At 53.7% G+C, this 16,335-nt stretch carries 15 protein-coding genes; 4 read left to right on the top strand and 11 right to left on the bottom strand.

The features are described from left to right. Positions 1–514 precede the first annotated feature (514 nt). Complete coding sequence (locus tag DNI29_RS25390; RefSeq protein WP_369073977.1) at positions 515–736, bottom strand: cupin domain-containing protein; 222 nt, start codon at positions 734–736, stop codon at positions 515–517. Positions 737–757: 21 nt separating this feature from the next. On the opposite strand from DNI29_RS25390, the gene DNI29_RS22075 reads away from it, so the two are divergent. Further along, complete coding sequence (locus DNI29_RS22075; RefSeq protein ID WP_110980318.1) at positions 758–1,762, top strand: S41 family peptidase; 1,005 nt, start codon at positions 758–760, stop codon at positions 1,760–1,762. 364 nt (positions 1,763–2,126) lie between these two features. Here DNI29_RS22075 and DNI29_RS24315 read toward each other — a convergent pair whose 3' ends face one another. Next, the gene (locus DNI29_RS24315; RefSeq protein WP_123823378.1) at positions 2,127–2,357 is read right to left on the bottom strand and encodes a hypothetical protein; all 231 of its coding nucleotides are present in this window, start codon (positions 2,355–2,357) and stop codon (positions 2,127–2,129) included. A 1,224-nt stretch (positions 2,358–3,581) separates the two neighbouring features. Here DNI29_RS24315 and DNI29_RS22085 point away from each other — a divergent pair. From DNI29_RS22085 to DNI29_RS22095, 3 genes are all read left to right on the top strand, one after another. Next, positions 3,582–4,070 (top strand): NHL repeat-containing protein, encoded by a 489-nt coding sequence (locus DNI29_RS22085; protein WP_123823379.1) that lies wholly within the window; start codon positions 3,582–3,584, stop codon positions 4,068–4,070. 43 nt (positions 4,071–4,113) lie between these two features. Next, positions 4,114–4,680 carry an NHL repeat-containing protein gene (locus DNI29_RS22090; protein ID WP_162303709.1) on the top strand — a complete coding sequence of 189 codons (567 nt, stop codon included), beginning with the start codon at positions 4,114–4,116 and terminating at the stop codon, positions 4,678–4,680. Positions 4,681–5,026: 346 nt separating this feature from the next. Further along, complete coding sequence (locus DNI29_RS22095) at positions 5,027–7,300, top strand: YCF48-related protein (RefSeq protein WP_162303710.1); 2,274 nt, start codon at positions 5,027–5,029, stop codon at positions 7,298–7,300. An 18-nt stretch (positions 7,301–7,318) separates the two neighbouring features. Here the strand turns inward: DNI29_RS22095 and DNI29_RS25190 are convergent, their stop codons facing one another. The 9 genes from DNI29_RS25190 to DNI29_RS22130 all read right to left on the bottom strand — a co-directional run bounded on the left by DNI29_RS25190 (position 7,319) and on the right by DNI29_RS22130 (position 16,099). Beyond that, positions 7,319–7,453 carry a hypothetical protein gene (locus DNI29_RS25190; protein ID WP_262510238.1) on the bottom strand — a complete coding sequence of 45 codons (135 nt, stop codon included), beginning with the start codon at positions 7,451–7,453 and terminating at the stop codon, positions 7,319–7,321. Positions 7,454–7,516: 63 nt separating this feature from the next. Continuing rightward, the gene (locus tag DNI29_RS25020) at positions 7,517–7,654 is read right to left on the bottom strand and encodes a hypothetical protein (protein ID WP_238388183.1); all 138 of its coding nucleotides are present in this window, start codon (positions 7,652–7,654) and stop codon (positions 7,517–7,519) included. Between the two features lie 155 nt (positions 7,655–7,809). After that, entirely contained in the window at positions 7,810–7,995 is a 186-nt protein-coding gene (locus tag DNI29_RS25025) for a recombinase family protein (protein WP_238388184.1), read from the bottom strand. Between the two features lie 404 nt (positions 7,996–8,399). After that, positions 8,400–9,266 carry a trypsin-like peptidase domain-containing protein gene (locus DNI29_RS22105; protein ID WP_162303711.1) on the bottom strand — a complete coding sequence of 289 codons (867 nt, stop codon included), beginning with the start codon at positions 9,264–9,266 and terminating at the stop codon, positions 8,400–8,402. 752 nt (positions 9,267–10,018) lie between these two features. After that, positions 10,019–10,465 carry a hypothetical protein gene (locus tag DNI29_RS22115; RefSeq protein ID WP_110980325.1) on the bottom strand — a complete coding sequence of 149 codons (447 nt, stop codon included), beginning with the start codon at positions 10,463–10,465 and terminating at the stop codon, positions 10,019–10,021. A gap of 70 nt (positions 10,466–10,535) precedes the next feature. After that, a complete protein-coding gene (locus DNI29_RS24320; RefSeq protein WP_162303712.1) occupies positions 10,536–10,733 on the bottom strand; it encodes a hypothetical protein in 198 nt (65 codons plus the stop codon). 110 nt (positions 10,734–10,843) lie between these two features. Next, positions 10,844–11,404 carry an SUKH-4 family immunity protein gene (locus DNI29_RS22120; protein WP_110980326.1) on the bottom strand — a complete coding sequence of 187 codons (561 nt, stop codon included), beginning with the start codon at positions 11,402–11,404 and terminating at the stop codon, positions 10,844–10,846. A gap of 1,490 nt (positions 11,405–12,894) precedes the next feature. After that, positions 12,895–14,487 (bottom strand): T9SS type A sorting domain-containing protein, encoded by a 1,593-nt coding sequence (locus tag DNI29_RS22125; protein WP_110980327.1) that lies wholly within the window; start codon positions 14,485–14,487, stop codon positions 12,895–12,897. Positions 14,488–15,157: 670 nt separating this feature from the next. Continuing rightward, positions 15,158–16,099, bottom strand: coding sequence for a WD40/YVTN/BNR-like repeat-containing protein (locus DNI29_RS22130; protein WP_123823382.1), 942 nt, complete (start codon positions 16,097–16,099; stop codon positions 15,158–15,160). Between the last annotated feature and the right edge of the window lie 236 nt (positions 16,100–16,335).

Below are 16,335 nucleotides of genomic sequence, written 5' to 3' on the forward strand. Positions count from 1 at the left end.
CCGTAGTGCTAAAGCAGGCTGCCTGATACCGGCTCCAGCGTGCTCTGCCCAAAAAACGCATGCGCAACAGAGGACTTGGCGGCGCGCTCCATATTAACGCCTACTCCCGCCATCAGGTATGCCAGATGAAACTACCCACCAAGTTCTCTCGGACGGTCAGATTAGTCCCGGCTGTGGCGGGCCGCACAATTAAGTGCGTTCTACTCTACTCCAGTGCAGATCCGCTCGCACTACCTCTGAGCGATCAGCAAAAGAAGTGCTGCTCTCCCGCCGCAAGCTCTGCCATAACAACTCCAGGTCGGGCGGCGCAGGCTGTGCCGCTACGTGCAGAACTGGGGCATACGCTCCAGTAGAAAAGCCTAATTGAGAAACGGGCTCTTGGGCCCGCCCGGAAGAAGTCAGAATGCTTTCCAGTACTAGAGCTTCTTTACCTATACAGACCGCAGCTGATCGGCCAGGGAACGGGTTTTGTCGGTCCCCTCGCTACCGGTATGCAAGGTGGACTTTCGTTCGATCAGCATAATGTACATTCGTGCTCGGCCACGGGGTTATGCCGGACGCCTTTCGGCACGACGTACAGGGCCCCTTCGGGCAACTCGACGGTGCCGTGCTCGAGTTCGATGCGCAAGTGGCCCTTGAGAATAAAAAAGACTCCGTCTTCCTGCTCAACTGCGTTGTTCTCAGGCAACCGCGCTGGCCTTATCTGCATCTGGTAGCTGCTCCCCCTTACTGACATTACCGCTGCCAGCTGAGCCTTATGCCCTACCGAATAAAGTCCCCAATAGGCCTACTAGTCTTACCGCTCCTTGTTACGGCGAGCAGCGCGTATGCCCAAACCAGCACGCCCGATGCCAAGCCCTCGAAGCAGGTGGTGGAGTACTTGGCTACATTTCAACTCCTCATAAAGGAAAATGCGCTGTATGCAGATTCACTTGATTGGGCTCAGGTGAGCCGCGAGGTCACGGAAAAAGCACGGGGCCTTGCCACCCTTGAGGAGGCAAAGCCTGTCCTCGACCATATCCTGCGCATGCTCAAGAGCGCGGGGGACAAGCATTCTTTTCTCCTCTCCAAAGAAAAAGCCACCAGCCAGACCTCTGCCAGCTATGCAGGCGAGCAAGCCCAAAGCCGGTACCTGGGAGAGGAGATTGCCTACCTGCGGATTCCGGCCTTGAGCTCGATGAACCCATCGGCCGGGCAGACCTTTTCCCAAAACATACGCAACCAGATAGAGGCGCTGGAAAGCCAACACACCCTCACGGGGTGGGTGGTCGACCTGCGGCACAATACGGGCGGGAATATGCACCCCATGATCCAGGGGCTCCAGCCCCTGCTGGGCGAGGGGATTTACGGCTACTACATTCTGCCCCGGCGCAGGATCAAGAAGACTATACCGCTGTGGGTTTGGAGCAACAAGGAGAAAACGAAGCAGCGTGCCGTTGAAAAGGCTAAAACGCCGCAGAGAGTAGCAGTTCTGATTGATTCACTGACAGGCAGTAGCGGGGAGATGGTCGCCATCGCCCTGAAGGGGCTGCCCCAGGCAAAGATTTTCGGACAGCCTTCGGCGGGGTATACCACCACCAACGGAACGTACCCGCTTTCAGACGGAGCGTACCTGTTATTGGCCACGGGCTATATGGCGGATAAAAACCGGAACACGTATGTGCCCAACATCGCGCCGGATGTGGTGGTGGAGTATAGCCCGGCCGGTGCGGAGGATAAGACGCTAGAGGCCGCCAGAAAGTGGTTGCTGGAAGCAAAGTAGCGTTTTAGGCTTACGTCTCGCTGAAAGCGGCCGCGGTGGCAAGCAGCACAGCGCCGTAGTGGAGGCCCACCAGCAAGGGATAACGCCAGGCGCTTCCCCTGCAAGCTCAGTCAAATAGTGGTTTTCTGGACCGATAGCGACAGCACACTTATCATTTTCTAGCAGCGGACGTTATGAAAACGATATGGTTCTCAGAAGTCTCTTTTGCTAAATTTTAAGCTTGTGTTACCTCCCTGGATTCTTCCTCGTAGAAATTACGCCGAGTTCTGCAACCGCCACGTGGGTTTATAACATGCAACAGTAGAGGCTCCGACGAGCAACGATGAACGCACGTGTTGTAGCGCGCTTGTCTGCTCACCCCGGTTCACTCTAAGTTAAGTTCCACTTTGGCCTGGCTTACTTCCAAATAGTAGTAGCGGTTATGTACGGGCACACCCGTCAGGGAGGGGGTATAAGCTTTGTAGACCCCGCTGAAGACGACCTTGCTGTTGACGCGCTGCAAGGGCTCCGGGATGGAGCCGCACAGCACCCCAATGTCGGTTGAATCGAGCCCCCCTGGACCCGAAATAGAGCGACTGATACAGTATTGTCGCACCAGGGGATCGAAAGTCACCGATCCTTCCGCATCACGAACCGTTCGAAGCGCGGGCTGGTCTGGAGCACAGGCTTCGGAGGCCACGGTGGGATTATCAATTTGTTTCTGGCAGCTCGCTGCTAATAGTAGCAGCCCGCACCAGGTGCTAGCGATAAGGGTTTTGTTCATTCTACACGCGTACAGTAAATGGTGTAACTGACATGGCTAAGAGCAGGCCAACAAACAATTGGTTGCAGGCCAGTAAAAGAATACGGCTCAGGTTAGTATGATTGAAAAAGAATAAAGTGGGTATACCTACGCTATAGATGCATAAGTAGCATTTTTCTTGATGTTACTTATGCCAAACATTACGTTGATCAACCTTTCCAAGGAACAAGAGGAAAAAAGGCTCACTGTGCTTACCTCTAAAATCTGGTTTACCTATCGTGCCAGCAATCCCACTAGCTGCCCCAACCATCGCTTACAGCATCAACTTGCTATCTTGACAGGGCATATTGCTTTATGTTTTATGTTCTGTGTACCATGCTTAAAATTCTCTATTACAATACTTTGTTCAGATATTCATCACTTTGCAGCCTGCTGTCTATTATATCAAAATGTTGATATTTTATAGGCACATATATTCAATAATTTATATTTAACATAATTATGCTCGTCTGGCTAGACTACATTTGGCCTGTTGATAGGCTAGGAAATACAAATTGCCCAGCATCCACATTTAGTAGGTTACTCGGTATAAGCAGAAGTATATGTTCTGGTAGTAACTACTCTCATAGTTGTTTAATGACTAAGTAGTTTCTAGGGCTACAGTTAACGGCACACTCATTGGCCTTGATTAAAACTTTGGTAAACAAGTTAAGTGGGCGCGTCGGTTTAAGGCTCCCACTACAAGGCAAAAAGTGCGTCCAGGTCAAGGCGTGAGGAATCTTTCAGGGCGTCGTCGAGGAAATCACGGGTTAGCTTGATATCTGTCACGTTTGTTGAACGACGTGTTAGGACGTGACACTTTCCTGCCTTTATCGACGACTGATGCAAGTAACATACGTTCCCTGTTAAAGCTTTGAGCTGATTTATTTGCAAGGATAAAGCTGCCTAAACTATTCGTTATAAACATTTTGTGTAAGCCTACTTGTATGGGCCAAACCGCTTTGCTATTCACACTCGGTTTCTTTGCATACTCCTACTTATCTTGCTTCCTTTATACATTTCTACTATTCTCGTTACGTGTCTAAGACGTTTACTGTCTCTATGGCCTTGCTGGGCCTATTAAGTCTCGCTTCCTGTAAAAAAGATTCCGAGGTGACGCCCCCTTCAATCGAGGCAAAGCCCATGGTGTACACCACCGTGCGGACCCTGGCCGGCACGGGCCGGTGGGGCTTCCAGGATGGCCCGGGAGCCACCGCCAAGTTCGATGGACCTGATGGAGTGGCCGTCGATGGGCAGGGCAACGTGTATGTGTCGGACGTGGAGAACCGAGCCGTGCGCAAAATCACCCCAACTGGGGTAGTCTCTACGCTCTTTGCCCTCTCCACGCCGTATTCTAGTCCGGGATTTAGCACCTTTGATCTGGCCGTCGACCCGCAAAACAATGTGTTTATTGCCACCACGGACGCTAGAATCCTGAAATTGTCACCTGGAGGGACCGTAAGTACGGTCGCGGGCTCCGGCCAATTTGGCTACCAAGATGGGCCCGCAGCCAGCGCTAAGTTTTAATAGTCTGGACGGGATTGCAATCGGCCCGGACGGAGCCCTGTACGTGTCGGATACGAAAGGCTATACCGACATAACGACCGGCGTGACGGTCAACGAACAGCGCATCCGCAAGATATCAACCACGGGTGTGGTGAGCACGCTGGCCGGGGGCCCCGGGGGGTACGCCGACGGGGTGGGCTCCGCAGCCCGGTTCCAAAGTCCTGAGGGCCTGGCCGTGGACGCCCACGGCACGATTTACGTGGCGGAACATGGAGGCGCCCGGATTCGCAAGATTACCTCGGACGGGCAGGTGAGCACCCTGGCCGGTACGGGGAACCTAGGCTATAAGGACGGTCCTGCCAGCACCGCGCAATTTTTTCGTCCGGCGGGCATCGCCGTAGACACGTTTGGCAACGTGTTCGTGGCTGAATATGGCAATCATTGCATCCGCAAGATCACCCCGGCCGGGGAGGTGAGCACGCTCGCCGGGACCCGGCAGATCGGGCATACGGATGGTCCCCTACAGACGGCCGTGTTTGATCAACCAACCGCCCTTGCCATCGGGAAAGATGGCGTACTCTACGTTTCCGAATACCACGGTAATGTAATCCGTACGATTAGTGCAGAGTAAACCGGGCCATTTATCATTTGCTGTCGGCTTCCCTTACCCTGATAGGCTATAACTAGCATTAGATTCTGATGCTATCCGTCTCCTAGCAAAGAATAGAAGCCACCGTGATCGTCTTCCCGGAACGCCACTTTCCTTGCCTCCCTTACCGTCTAACCTAGTGCCCATTGATTAAGGCTAAACGCTGTTTTTTTATTACTCGCGTATGAAGCACCTTTACCTAGTATGTAGCTTATTATTATGGTTGACCTCCACAGGGTGGGCACAGGATCAGTGGCAGTGGTTGAATTCGCCCCCACGCCCTTACCCGGGAAAAGCAGTCCGGTTTGTGGATGCCCGCCAAGGTCTTGTGCTCCAAGAGTTAGGCTTGGTCTTACGCACGGAAGATGCTGGCGCTACCTGGCAAGAAGGCCGCCGCTTTACCGATGCCAGTACCCTGGATTGCTCTCCCCAGGGCGTGGGGTACCTGCTGACTAGGCCCGGCGTCTTGTGGCGCACCAGCGATGCCGGCCGCAGTTGGCAGCGGCAGTCCGGCGCTCCGCACCCCCCTCCGTATTCTGGCTCATATGGTCCGCCACCGTTGGCGCATGTATACACCCGGCTGCACGCAGTCAGTACCGACACCGTAGTAGAAATCGCCTGGGATGGATTGGTACGCCGCTCCACGGATGCCGGACGACACTGGCAAGCGTTTAAAAGTCCCGTCACGGATGTGCTGAGTAGCTCTTTCCCCTCGGGTAGGGTGGGATATCTCGGTACTTGGGGCGGGCGCGTGTACAAAACCACCGACGGCGGCGCCACTTGGACTAAGCTCTCGGAGCAGACCTATTTCCCCTCGGAAATTACTATGCTGCACTTTGTAACTCCCCAGTTGGGCTTTGCCCACCGGGAGCACAGTGATCTGCTGCGTACAACGGATGGGGGACTCACCTGGACACTTCTCTCTACTCGATTGCAGGATGTGATCGATATGCAGTTTGTTTCTCCCACAACGGGCTATGCCGTCGGCGACTACGGGACCATCTATCAGACGACCGATGCCGGCCTCTCCTGGAGCAGTCAGGCAACTGGGCTTGGCGGATTAGTGGGTGGGAACCGGTGGTCCAGCGTGTGGTTCACTTCTCCCATGATCGGCTACGTTGTCGGCCAGAGTTCGCAAGGCCCGCTTTTGCGCACCGAGGATGGAGGTAAGACATGGCGACCTCTGTCCGGTCGGCGAGGAACGGTGTTTACCCTGCAGTTTCCCGGTCATGGCCTCACCGGTTACGCCTTGACCAGTGATGGGGTGCTGAAAACAATCGATGGGGGAGATACCTGGGTCGTACTGCCGGGAGTAGGAGGCACTCTGCTTTCCTGTCCCGATGTCAACACAGTTGTGGTGGCAGGCCACGGGGGAACCGTATCCCGGTCGGGGGATGGGGGCGTTACCTGGAAGACGAGCGTGATTCCTGCCCGCTATTCCTTCGGAAATAATCTAGTGGCCCTGCACATGGCCACGAGTCAGATTGGCTACGTGGCCGGAGAAGATACGTACTCCAGTTATGCGGGACAGGTGCTGGCCCGAACGCAAGATGGGGGGCAGAGCTGGGTCGTGTTAACGGGTCCCCAAGTACATGGGCTTCGCAACTTCACGTTCTCGACGCCTACCACGGGCTATGCTACGGGCTCTCAGGGGCTCTACAAGACAAGCGATAGCGGCCAAAACTGGCACCTATTGCCCGTCCCAATCTATGGCGGACCCAGCGATGTAGAGTTTGTCGATGAGCAGGTGGGCTTCGCGATTGACGAATATGGGACGTTCTACAAGACGGAGGATGGAGCCCGCACGTGGCAGCAAAGCCAGCTCAATCATACCATTTACGCCCCTGGCCATCCTAAATACGTGCACTTCATGGACCGGATGACGGGCTGTATTCAGACTGATAATTCGGATGTGTTTCGCACCACTGATGGGGGCCGTACCTGGATTTGGGAGTTCAATATGGGTTCGCAGGCCATGGCGTATACCCACCAGGGCAAAGCGCTGCTGCTGGGGGGCCCGCAAGGGATGCTCGTACGCCGGTCGCTGGAGTCACAGCCGCTTCCGTTCCAGGCTCAAATGGCGCCTCCCCAACAGCTCACAGACAGTAGTGTTGTGCTTACCGGAAAACTGACTTGGCTGAATTGTATCGTCAACGCCGACCGGTTTGAGTACGCGCCGGTGAATGCACCCGCGGATAGTGCAGTCGCACCGGCTTTCCCCATACTCTGGTACGGCGGCGACTCGGTGCAAACGAATGTGCTGATGGGACTACAGCCGGAAACGACCTACCGGGTGCGGCTGCGAGTGCAGCACAACGGAGCCTACTACTATAGTAAGGATACTCTGTTTACTACCCTTCCCCGTCCGGTTCTCCCCTTGCCGGAGCTAACAGCCTTTCCAAATCCGACAACGGGCTATGTGCGGGTAGTTGAGCCGGGTCGACGGGAGGTAGCCCAGATTAGAGTCTATACGTTACGGGGAACATTAGTGCGCGAAACAACAGCCCGAGGGGTGGACCTGGGTGATCTTCAGGCGGGCATGTATCTGCTGCGGGTGCGGATCAGTGAGCAGGAGCGCCACTATCGGGTGATCAAACAATAACTACCGAGATGCATCTTCCTACTCAGACGGTTGTGCCGCACTTACAAGCCCTAAAACCAAGCGCCGTACGCCGGCGGTGAAGTGGCAGCCGCGGCGGGTGCGGTAGCCGGAGGCCGTGAGTTGGGCGGCAATGCGCCGGTAGTCCCAGTGCATACTAAGGTAGAGCCGGGCGAGCTCGGCCGCTTAGCGATTGGCCAGGCTGGCCTGCGCATTCGCCTAGCGTTTCTGCTGGCCCTTGGCTTGGGCCTCGGCCGTCAGGTTGGCCGGTGTGCCGAGCTGAAAGCCCTGCGCCTTCTTGGCCGCCAGCGCATCTTTGGTCCGCGTCGAGATAGCCTTCGCCTCTTTCTCCGCCACGGCCCCGAGCACGTGAATCGTAACTCATCCGCGGCAGGCATATCCACCGCCTTGAAGCGCACGCGGCTTTCCATCAGGGCCGTTAAGAACGCTAGGTTGCGAGCCAGCCGGTCGAGCTTGGCGACGAGTAGTACGGCACCGGCCTCCTTGGCCGCTTACATGGCGGCGGCGAGTTGAGGCCGCGCGTTCTTATGTCCACTCTCGATCTCGATAAACTCCCCCACGATTTGCTCACCCGAGGAGAGAAACGTCCGGACGGCGGCTTGTTGCGCCTCGAGTCCTAATCCCGATTGCCCCTGACGGGCGGTGCTTACACGGTAGTAGGCAATATAGTCGGGCATAAGGGACAGGGAGAAGACGAAGGACGACCTAAAACTACCCGATTTTGCCTTCTGTATCATTACATGAACGTGCGTTTATGTAATGATACAAGTTCGGCTATAGCCTTCATCGATCTGAATAAGTCAGCTTGCGTACTATGGCTACAAGCCGGCATTTATGTAATGCTAGACGCGCGAAAACCAGCAACGACGTTGAGACTGCTATTAAATAGATTTTCGTAGGCTCTGCTTATAGGTGGCCTATGAGGTGAAGTACTCAAAACTGCATCTGGTGCAGGGCCAAGAAAAGGACAGGAAATTAGCTTACTTATTTAATAGAAAACGAATGTATGATGGACAGCTTCACCATATAATACCGCCTGCTTGGAGGTGGGAATGTGACGCGGCATAGATAGTAACTCGCATTACAGTTGTTGAAAGTCTATTGTCCCTGAAACATGGCCAATAATTATTTCTTCAATCACCTCTTTCCGCCAAACTATTCCTAGTTGAACGTTCTCTTTTTCAAGCCTATCCTTATTAAAGTTATCCTTCTCAACCCCGTAACGTCCTGAGTAAACTCCAACGAAGCCTGCGGCTGTACCAAACCGCTCACTATCTTCCAGGGTGGGGTGAATGCCCGTTCTTTTTATGATAACAGGGGAGCCTGACATCCCTGAGCGAGTTGCTGTATCGATCAACATCCGCGGTAGCCCCATAAATGCAATTGATGGCTCTGTGGCGATACTGCCCTTCTTCCAGATAGGATACTCTAATGGGTCAGTAATACCAAAGGGATATCCCAAGACGAAGACATCATCTGAAACCTCCGGCTCACATTCGAATGGAAAGGCATTCAAGGGATAAAGATGCACGTGGGCAGGAATTGCCCCTTTTTCACCAATTGGAATAGCAACTACGTCGACCAAATAACCGTGCTGAGGATGAATAAACCACGCAGGCCTAGTGTGAAATTCGTCTTGGTAAAGTTTGAAGGTCAACTTCTCTGACTTTAGCGAACCGTGTATCAGTTGCTCAGTATCAACCTTGCTGAGTAATGGGTCAGTCTGCGAGTATTCGAAAAGTTTTTGCTTGATGTATTCCGGGTCGCGAGTTCTAACTCCTGCTTTAATAGCAGTTGGATAACCAGCGTGGCGCGATATTCTAGTACGTGTTTCTGGGTTAACGCCCGTCACGCAATGTCCATTTGTTATCAGGTAGTATAAGCCTAGGTGTTCGTATATAAACCCAGTACCTAACGCCATCTCCATTCCCGTTTCGGCAAATTCCATTCTTATCAGGAGTGGATAGAATGATAAGGGGTGGGGTCTGTCCTCTGCCATAATTGTTACCTAATCTGTGGTAGATAAAGGTAAATACTAGCTTCTAGGAACTGGACCCTTTTTAGGTAATTGCCTTTCGTGAAGCGCAAAAGCTACAAGAGCCTTACATAGCACGCGCTGCTGGGAGAACGTAATGAGCCCGCCACCAGGTGCGCATGTAAGGGAGATGGGAAAGCCTTGTTCCTCCATGTTTTGCTCCTCAATACCCCATACACACCAGTATTGGGCCGTGGTAGCATGTAAGTCCGCACGTTGCGTCAACAGCGCTTCGATCCGAGGCCACGTGGTGTGCAACTGCGCGGGCGTAGAATCATTGGAAGCGGCCTCCAAGATCATTTCCAGTAACACGAGGCGCGCGGCATCTTCTGCTTGGGCATACAGCTGGAAGTAGGCGTCGAGGTCTGCTGCTTTCGCTACCTCCCAGGACCAGTCTTGCATCCGGTCATGATAGGGAAGTCCGAGTTGGTGCGCCACCCACTGCTGGGCCTCCGACGTCTCATACTGGGGTGGAGGAATAGGCTGGGGCATCAAGTGCAATCTATGCCAGGGTAAGTACAGGTTTCTCATCCAAAAGATACGCAACCTGTACGTTGGTTACTGTACCAGTTTACTGTACTGATTCTCGCTCCATTAGGGCCTTTTTCCTCGACTGCTGCTACGAGTAGGATTTGTACAGGAAAAGGAGGGGTTACACTTTCGATCTACTCGCCTTTGGTTATTGGCTTTCGAGCACGAACGACATCCGTCAATCGGTTTACCTTCTCTTGGTCAACGGTCGGCCAGTGTTCTTCGGCAATCGCACGAGAGGTGAACTGCTTGAATGCTCGGTAAAAAGGCAACACGATTGACTCCACATTGCCTGTGTGCTGCAACACGTTGGTTGCGGCTCCACGGGCAGAAGCGCTTTTCCCAATGGAAAACAACACTTCCCGTGGCGTGGGCTCAAAATGAAATCGGTACCAGGTAGGCTCTAAGTGCCACCACACGGACGCCTCCATCCCTTGTAGTACCAGCGTGAGGCAATCACAGAGTTCCTCAACGGGATTTGTAGGCACATCCGAGACATCCAACGCGAGTGTAAAGGTATCTACGGACAGCGTGAGGGGGAGCCAGCCATGTTCGGGTTGGCCGAAGAGGACGCGTACCATGGCTTATTGATTAGGGGCTAGATGCCTGCAGAATGATGATACGACTCACTCTGACCGAAGAAGTGTCCAGTTAAGGGCATTTGTTTACTGTATTGACGATATCGAGCACCTCGCTGTGATAGTGCAATAGGTAGACGTCGTCTTCGGTCAATACCACAACACTGGGATGAGTTACATGGGCGACGGCCCACTCGACGAGGGCCTGATGCTCCAGCTGCTCCTCACAGAGGTGTTCAGCGGGTACAAAAACGAAAAAAGCGCGGTCCATGGCAGCAGTGACAACGAGAAGGTGGCAGTCGTTGAAGTCGGCAAAGTGAAGCACACCCCCTAGTTCCCCGATGACGAGGCGAGCTTGCTCTAGTTCAGCGAAGGGAGGAGCTATGGGTGGTATTCGGCTCGATTCACCAGCAACGTGCTGATTTCCCGCTGCCAAAACCCTGGCTCTGTCATTGCTAGCTCGTCCTCTGCAACAAGATGTTGCTGTAACGCTGCGAGCTGGGTATCTGTGAAATCAGCGTTGAGATACGCGTCTTCCCCCCGGGTGGCGAGCACGTCCTCGACGAAGCTGTGGTAGGCCACCAGCGATGCGGCAAAGGCGAGTAGCGAGCGGTTCACATACTGGGCGGCAAATCCAGTTTCGTGGTCGAGCCACTCGACGCGGTCGTGGGCCGCCGTATTGAGCACCAGGGGATTGCCCGATCCGTCGCTGCCCAGCTGCACGAAGTGGGCGAATTCCGGGCCTAGGCGGAACGTCGTGCTGACCCGCGCCAGAGAAGCAGTAAATGATAAGTACGGAGCTGCCTCAGGGGGCAAGCCACCCATGGTCAACAGGCGTATGGTAGCCGGCTCCAAGCCCCACTCGGCGAGTGCTTCCGGGGCGTAGGGGGTGAGGGCCTCGCCCTGGGTGTGCCAATAGGTGGCGATTGCGTGCGGGGACATACTGGTGACAGGAACGTGCGTCGAAGAGACACAAATCTACTGGTGTTGTCCACTCTGTCGCGCAGGTACCGCGTTTTTCATGGTGTGGCGAGCGCGGGTGTACGTGCGTCTGCCATCTCGTACCCATGACCCTGAGACGGTAAGCTGGACTGATTACAAAGGGATGATGAGCAACTGTGCACCTGGCCAAGCAGCGGCTTTTACAAGCCTGCTCGTTCGTCCTTAACATGTAACTTTTGCCGAAAAACGTTATTCGGCCATCCGAAGCCGGTCGTCGACCACTACACTTTCTCCCTTTTGGGAGGGCTACTACTTGGGGGTAATGACTGGGCCAACGTCACGCTCTGCCTCACCAGATACCTTGAATTCATAAACACGCCCTTAGTGTTAGAAGCTATTAACTGTACAGCTTCACAGATACCTTCCTAGGTAGCAAAGACTCAAGCAATGAATAGCTGTATTTCCCATATAAACACTTTAATAGTAGCGCTATTGCTTACTTCTTGCGCTGATAACACAGATCAAATAAGTACTCCTATCCCCGGAAAAGCTACTGAATCCGTATCGATTCGTGCTTTTAACAGTGGTTTCAGCTTACGCCAAGTAGTCGTATTTGAACGCCACATTGATAAGGGCATGTTTAGCAAACCAACTGTATCGCTCATTGACTCTCGCAATTTATGGAATGCAAAGACGGTGGTAGCGAGAGACTTTTCGTTTACGTGGCGAACGGCTGACTCGCTACTCATCTATTCTCCTCATTTGGGGAGCATGCTTTTTATCGTTTCGACGAATAAGTTAATAGGAGGGCATGAGAGAAGCGGACCCTGGTAGTGTATCAGGACAGTCAGCCGAAAACGAGGGGCCAGCAGCCATGGGCCGGGCCGTGTTCTACGGGCAGAACGGCTAACTGCGCTACGCCGGCAAAGAGGAACAGCAGATGGCCCATGCCTGCAAGCCATTGGTGCAGAATGTCACCGTGTGCTGGAAAGGTCTTTCCCTCTATCAGCAGCAGTTTCAAGCCCCACCCGCTGAGTGGCCGATACCATTGCCCGCATGTCCCCGGTGAGTTGGCAGCACCTCAACTTACAGGGCGAGTTTGATTTTTTCGACGAGGCTCTCTCAGATGCCTTGCAGTTTGATCTGGATACCCTATACTCACCGTGGAATGGGAGGCGGCAACAGGTAATTAGTCCTCCATATAACTTTTGTATCAAACTTTAAATCAAGGCCATTCCCTACTACTGGCACTGATAACGGCACCGCTACTGGTGCCGATATAGATAGCCTACGCCCCTTCTTTCGCCTTAGCCTCGTGTAATGTCTACCCTGAGCTTATTCGTTACTAGCAGAAAAGGCAAGCTCGTGACCGTGTTCTCAAACAAAGACACGAGGCCTCTGCTCACGGCCGGTAGTGGCTCCATGACTGGAAGCCACTACCGGCCCCTCGTGATGGGCCTTTCCTTTTGGCGGTCTCCTACCAGTTCGCCTTACTCCTTGATCAACTTGGTGGTATAGCCGCTGACGGGTTCGCGTAGCAGGTAGAGCCCTGCGGGTAGGGTCTGTATGTCCAGGGGCTGAGCAGAAACGCGGCCACTCCGGACTACTTGTCCCAGTTGGTTGAGCAACTGATAGGCGCTACCAGCGGACCCCCGCAAGGTGAAGGAAGCGCTTGCCGGATTAGGGTAAGCGATCAGACCTGTCTGCGAGGCCACTGCTTTAGTAGACAAGGGCAAGGAAGCCGCCTCCACTTTTACGACCCAAAAGTCTTTGTCACCCTGACTGGCTTGGGATTTGTCGCCTCCAAGGCCGGAATCGGAGCGCCCTCCCAGGATATAGCCTTCATCCCGCGTCTGCTGCATGGCGAAGAGGTAGTCGGACCCACTGCCGCCATAGGTGCGATCCCAGAGCTTGGTGCCAGCGGCATCGACTTTCACCAGCCAATAATCGTCGAGCCCTTGGCTGGGTTGGGTTTTATCCCTTCCCTGGCCAGAGAAGGAAGTCCCCGCGAGGATGGCCCCGCCATCCCCAGCTTGCTGCAGGGAGAGCAGAAGATCATCGTCGCTGCTGCCAAAAGCGCGGTCCCACAGTTTGGTGCCGTTCGCATCTACCTTCACCAGCCATTGATCGAGTTTCCCCTGGCTGGATTGTGTTTTGTCCCCATCGGGGCCGGACTGCGAACTGCCCCCCAGCAAGTAACCCCCCTCCCGGGTGGGTTGCACGGCGAACAGGAAGTCATAATCAGTGCCCCCGAAGGTCTTATCCCACTGTTTGCTCCCGTTTGCGTCTACCTTCACGAGCCAATAGTCGCTATACCCGCGCCGGGCTTCGGTTTTGTCGCCCCCCGTGTCGGAATAGGAAATACCAGCCAAGATGTAGCCCCCATCAGCGGTCAACTGCACACTGGTTAGCTGATCGGTATCTGCGCCCCCATAGGTCTTATCCCACTGTTTGGTGCCGGTGGCATCGACTTTGACCAGCCAAAAGTCCGCGAAGAAGCCACCCGAGTCTTGAGTTTTCTCACCGCTACTGGTGGAATGGGAGTCGCCCCCGAGGATGTAGCCCCCATCCGGGGTTTGCTGTAAGGAGCGGAGGTAGTCATTGCCATTTCCGCCAAACGCCTTGTCCCACTGCTTCTGGCCCGTAGCATCGAGCTTCACCAGCCAGTAGTCACTACGGCCCCGGCTAACCTCGGTTCGATCACCACTCACGCCGGAGGCAGACCAGCCGCCTAGAATGTAGCCGCCATCACGAGTTTGCTGTACAACTTGCAGGTAGTCCTCCTCCGATCCACCAACCGTTTTATCCCACTGCTTGCTGCCGTTGGCATTGAGCTTTACCACCCAGTAGTCACTACGGCCCTGGCCGGCTTGGGATTTGTCGCCTCCTAGGCCAGATTCCGATTCGCCTCCTAGAATGTAGCCGCCATCAGCGGTCTGCACCAGAAAGCGCAAGTCATCGTAGCCACTGCCGCCAAAGGTCTTGTCCCATTGTTTGGTAGGCGCTTGGGCCGTAGCCGGCTGAGTGAGAGAAGTGAACAGAAGGCCCATGGCCGTTAGCACTGCGGGTAGTCGTTTCGTCATAAAACAAGCTCTTATTGGATCGGACGTGGACGTAATAGTCCTAGTGAAACATGTCCAGGAGATAATTGGACATATTGCTTAGTGTGGTAATATCCCAGTAAATATACTGATGGGTGACACACTCCGGAAAATGGATCAGTAGACCTGGCTTGTTTCCTGCGCTTGGCAGCCGGCAGCCGCCTATTGTTGTCCAGGCACAGAGTAAAGGTTCAGGCTAGCAGGCCTAGTTCATGCAAGTAGTCTGTATTCTGATCTCGAAGCGCCAGAGAAAGTGCGCAAGGTATAAGTGGAGCGGTTGACGATACGACTAGGCGCGGAAGCTAGTCAGCAAGATAGGGCCAGAAAGAGAATCGCCCTCTGGTGCACGGCTCTACTTGTTGACCCCACCTTTTGTCAATAAAGTGGCCCCGCAGAACCACGGTCTGTGGGGCCGTTATGGTACACCTTTCTGATCCCTCTATAAGGACTCATACCCTCGCTACTCGGGCCGTGTAAAGCTTATAATTAGGTCTTCATATCGGTCTAAGTTCTAGCATAATCCGCTGTTGGAGCAGGAGGCGTAGCACCCGGTGCCTCAGCCACACGTATGCTAGGTAGAGCCGCCACCAGCGCGGTTCACAAAGGAAAAGTCTCGCTACCTTCTGTATACAGGCTTTTGAGTTTTAACCCTTCAATACCGTTTTAGGATGCTCTTCCCAGACTTCTCCCAAATACCACGGAAGTTGAAGAGCCAGAGTCGGCCTTTGCTATCACAACGCAGCCTCAGTTGTTCCTGCTGAATCCGAATCGTATCCTGTACGCGGCCGTTTGCAGCGCGAATTAAATAGTTATTAGGGGGAGCAGCCGCACTGTTCCGGCCCGTTATATACGTGCTTCCCTGACAGGAACACACATCGTCTACCCAGTTAATGAATCCAGCCGTGGCAACAGGTTTCCACCCCTTACTAGATCGGGAGAACACTTGCCCCGTTTTTAAAAACTTGAAACGAGCACCCGCAACATAGCCATCATCATAAATAGTATCATTCACCCTCTGGTTTAACTCCGATATTGTTTTAACATACTTCCATTTCCTACCTATTTGGTCTTGTATCTGGCATACATTCCCATCGTAGGTAACTATTTGCAAGGCTTGGCCAGGGGAAGAATAGATGGTGTAGGGAAAGAACGTGGTGGGATTAAACTGTTGTTGGGTCCATGTTTTTCCGAAATCGGTAGAATGCGATAAGCGGGAGTAGGGCGCCTCATGGATGCCTGGCCAGCTGTCTAGCCCCCATAGAACATGGTGCTGGTCGATGGTCAGATCCTTAATGAATAAGAAATCAGGGTTTTGACGCTGGTCGTTCTGCCCTTTCCAATGCCTGCCCGCGTCGGTGGTCACGGTCAAACCGCCGTAGTTCTTCACCGCAATCAAGGTATCTCCGCTTATCGGCAACAAATCAGCAACAGCGGGGTCGGGTCCAGTCGGTCGGTAAACCAACGTAGGCTTACTCGTTAAGGCCGTTTGTGGTGTTGCCGCTTGTTCTATAGTTTTTTTATTCTGGTTGCAAGAGCCTAGCAATATCCCACCACATAGGAGTAACCACCCGTTAATTATTAGTGACGAGCGCATACAGAGAAGCTAGGCATGATAAAGCCGGTAAAACAGTGGACTGGGCGGAAGCTAACCTTAAAAAAATGCTTTTGAAGAAAGCAGCTTTAAGAGAGTTGAAAACTACCCTTTTACAAGAGTGGGGATATAACACACAATATCTTAAGTGGAGTTTGCGCGAAGGGAGCCAGCCCGCTGCGGGCCGTTTTCCCTTTCCTGTCCCAGTAGAGTGCCATCGATAGTTGCAAGCAATTTGG

Source organism: Hymenobacter sediminis (assembly GCF_003231285.1).
GTDB lineage: Bacteria > Bacteroidota > Bacteroidia > Cytophagales > Hymenobacteraceae > Hymenobacter > Hymenobacter sediminis.

What these genes read in the sequence shown, in the direction of transcription:
- DNI29_RS25390 (WP_369073977.1), bottom strand. Translation starts at nt 736, where the DNA reads ATGTCAGTAAGGGGGAGCAGCTACCAGATGCAGATAAGGCCAGCGCGG.
- DNI29_RS22075 (WP_110980318.1), top strand. Translation starts at nt 758, where the DNA reads ATGCCCTACCGAATAAAGTCCCCAATAGGCCTACTAGTCTTACCGCTC.
- DNI29_RS25190 (WP_262510238.1), bottom strand. Translation starts at nt 7,453, where the DNA reads ATGCACTGGGACTACCGGCGCATTGCCGCCCAACTCACGGCCTCCGGC.
- DNI29_RS25025 (WP_238388184.1), bottom strand. Translation starts at nt 7,995, where the DNA reads ATGCCCGACTATATTGCCTACTACCGTGTAAGCACCGCCCGTCAGGGG.
- DNI29_RS22105 (WP_162303711.1), bottom strand. Translation starts at nt 9,266, where the DNA reads ATGGAATTTGCCGAAACGGGAATGGAGATGGCGTTAGGTACTGGGTTT.
- DNI29_RS22115 (WP_110980325.1), bottom strand. Translation starts at nt 10,465, where the DNA reads ATGGTACGCGTCCTCTTCGGCCAACCCGAACATGGCTGGCTCCCCCTC.
- DNI29_RS24320 (WP_162303712.1), bottom strand. Translation starts at nt 10,733, where the DNA reads ATGGACCGCGCTTTTTTCGTTTTTGTACCCGCTGAACACCTCTGTGAG.
- DNI29_RS22120 (WP_110980326.1), bottom strand. Translation starts at nt 11,404, where the DNA reads ATGTCCCCGCACGCAATCGCCACCTATTGGCACACCCAGGGCGAGGCC.
- DNI29_RS22125 (WP_110980327.1), bottom strand. Translation starts at nt 14,487, where the DNA reads ATGACGAAACGACTACCCGCAGTGCTAACGGCCATGGGCCTTCTGTTC.
- DNI29_RS22130 (WP_123823382.1), bottom strand. Translation starts at nt 16,099, where the DNA reads ATGCGCTCGTCACTAATAATTAACGGGTGGTTACTCCTATGTGGTGGG.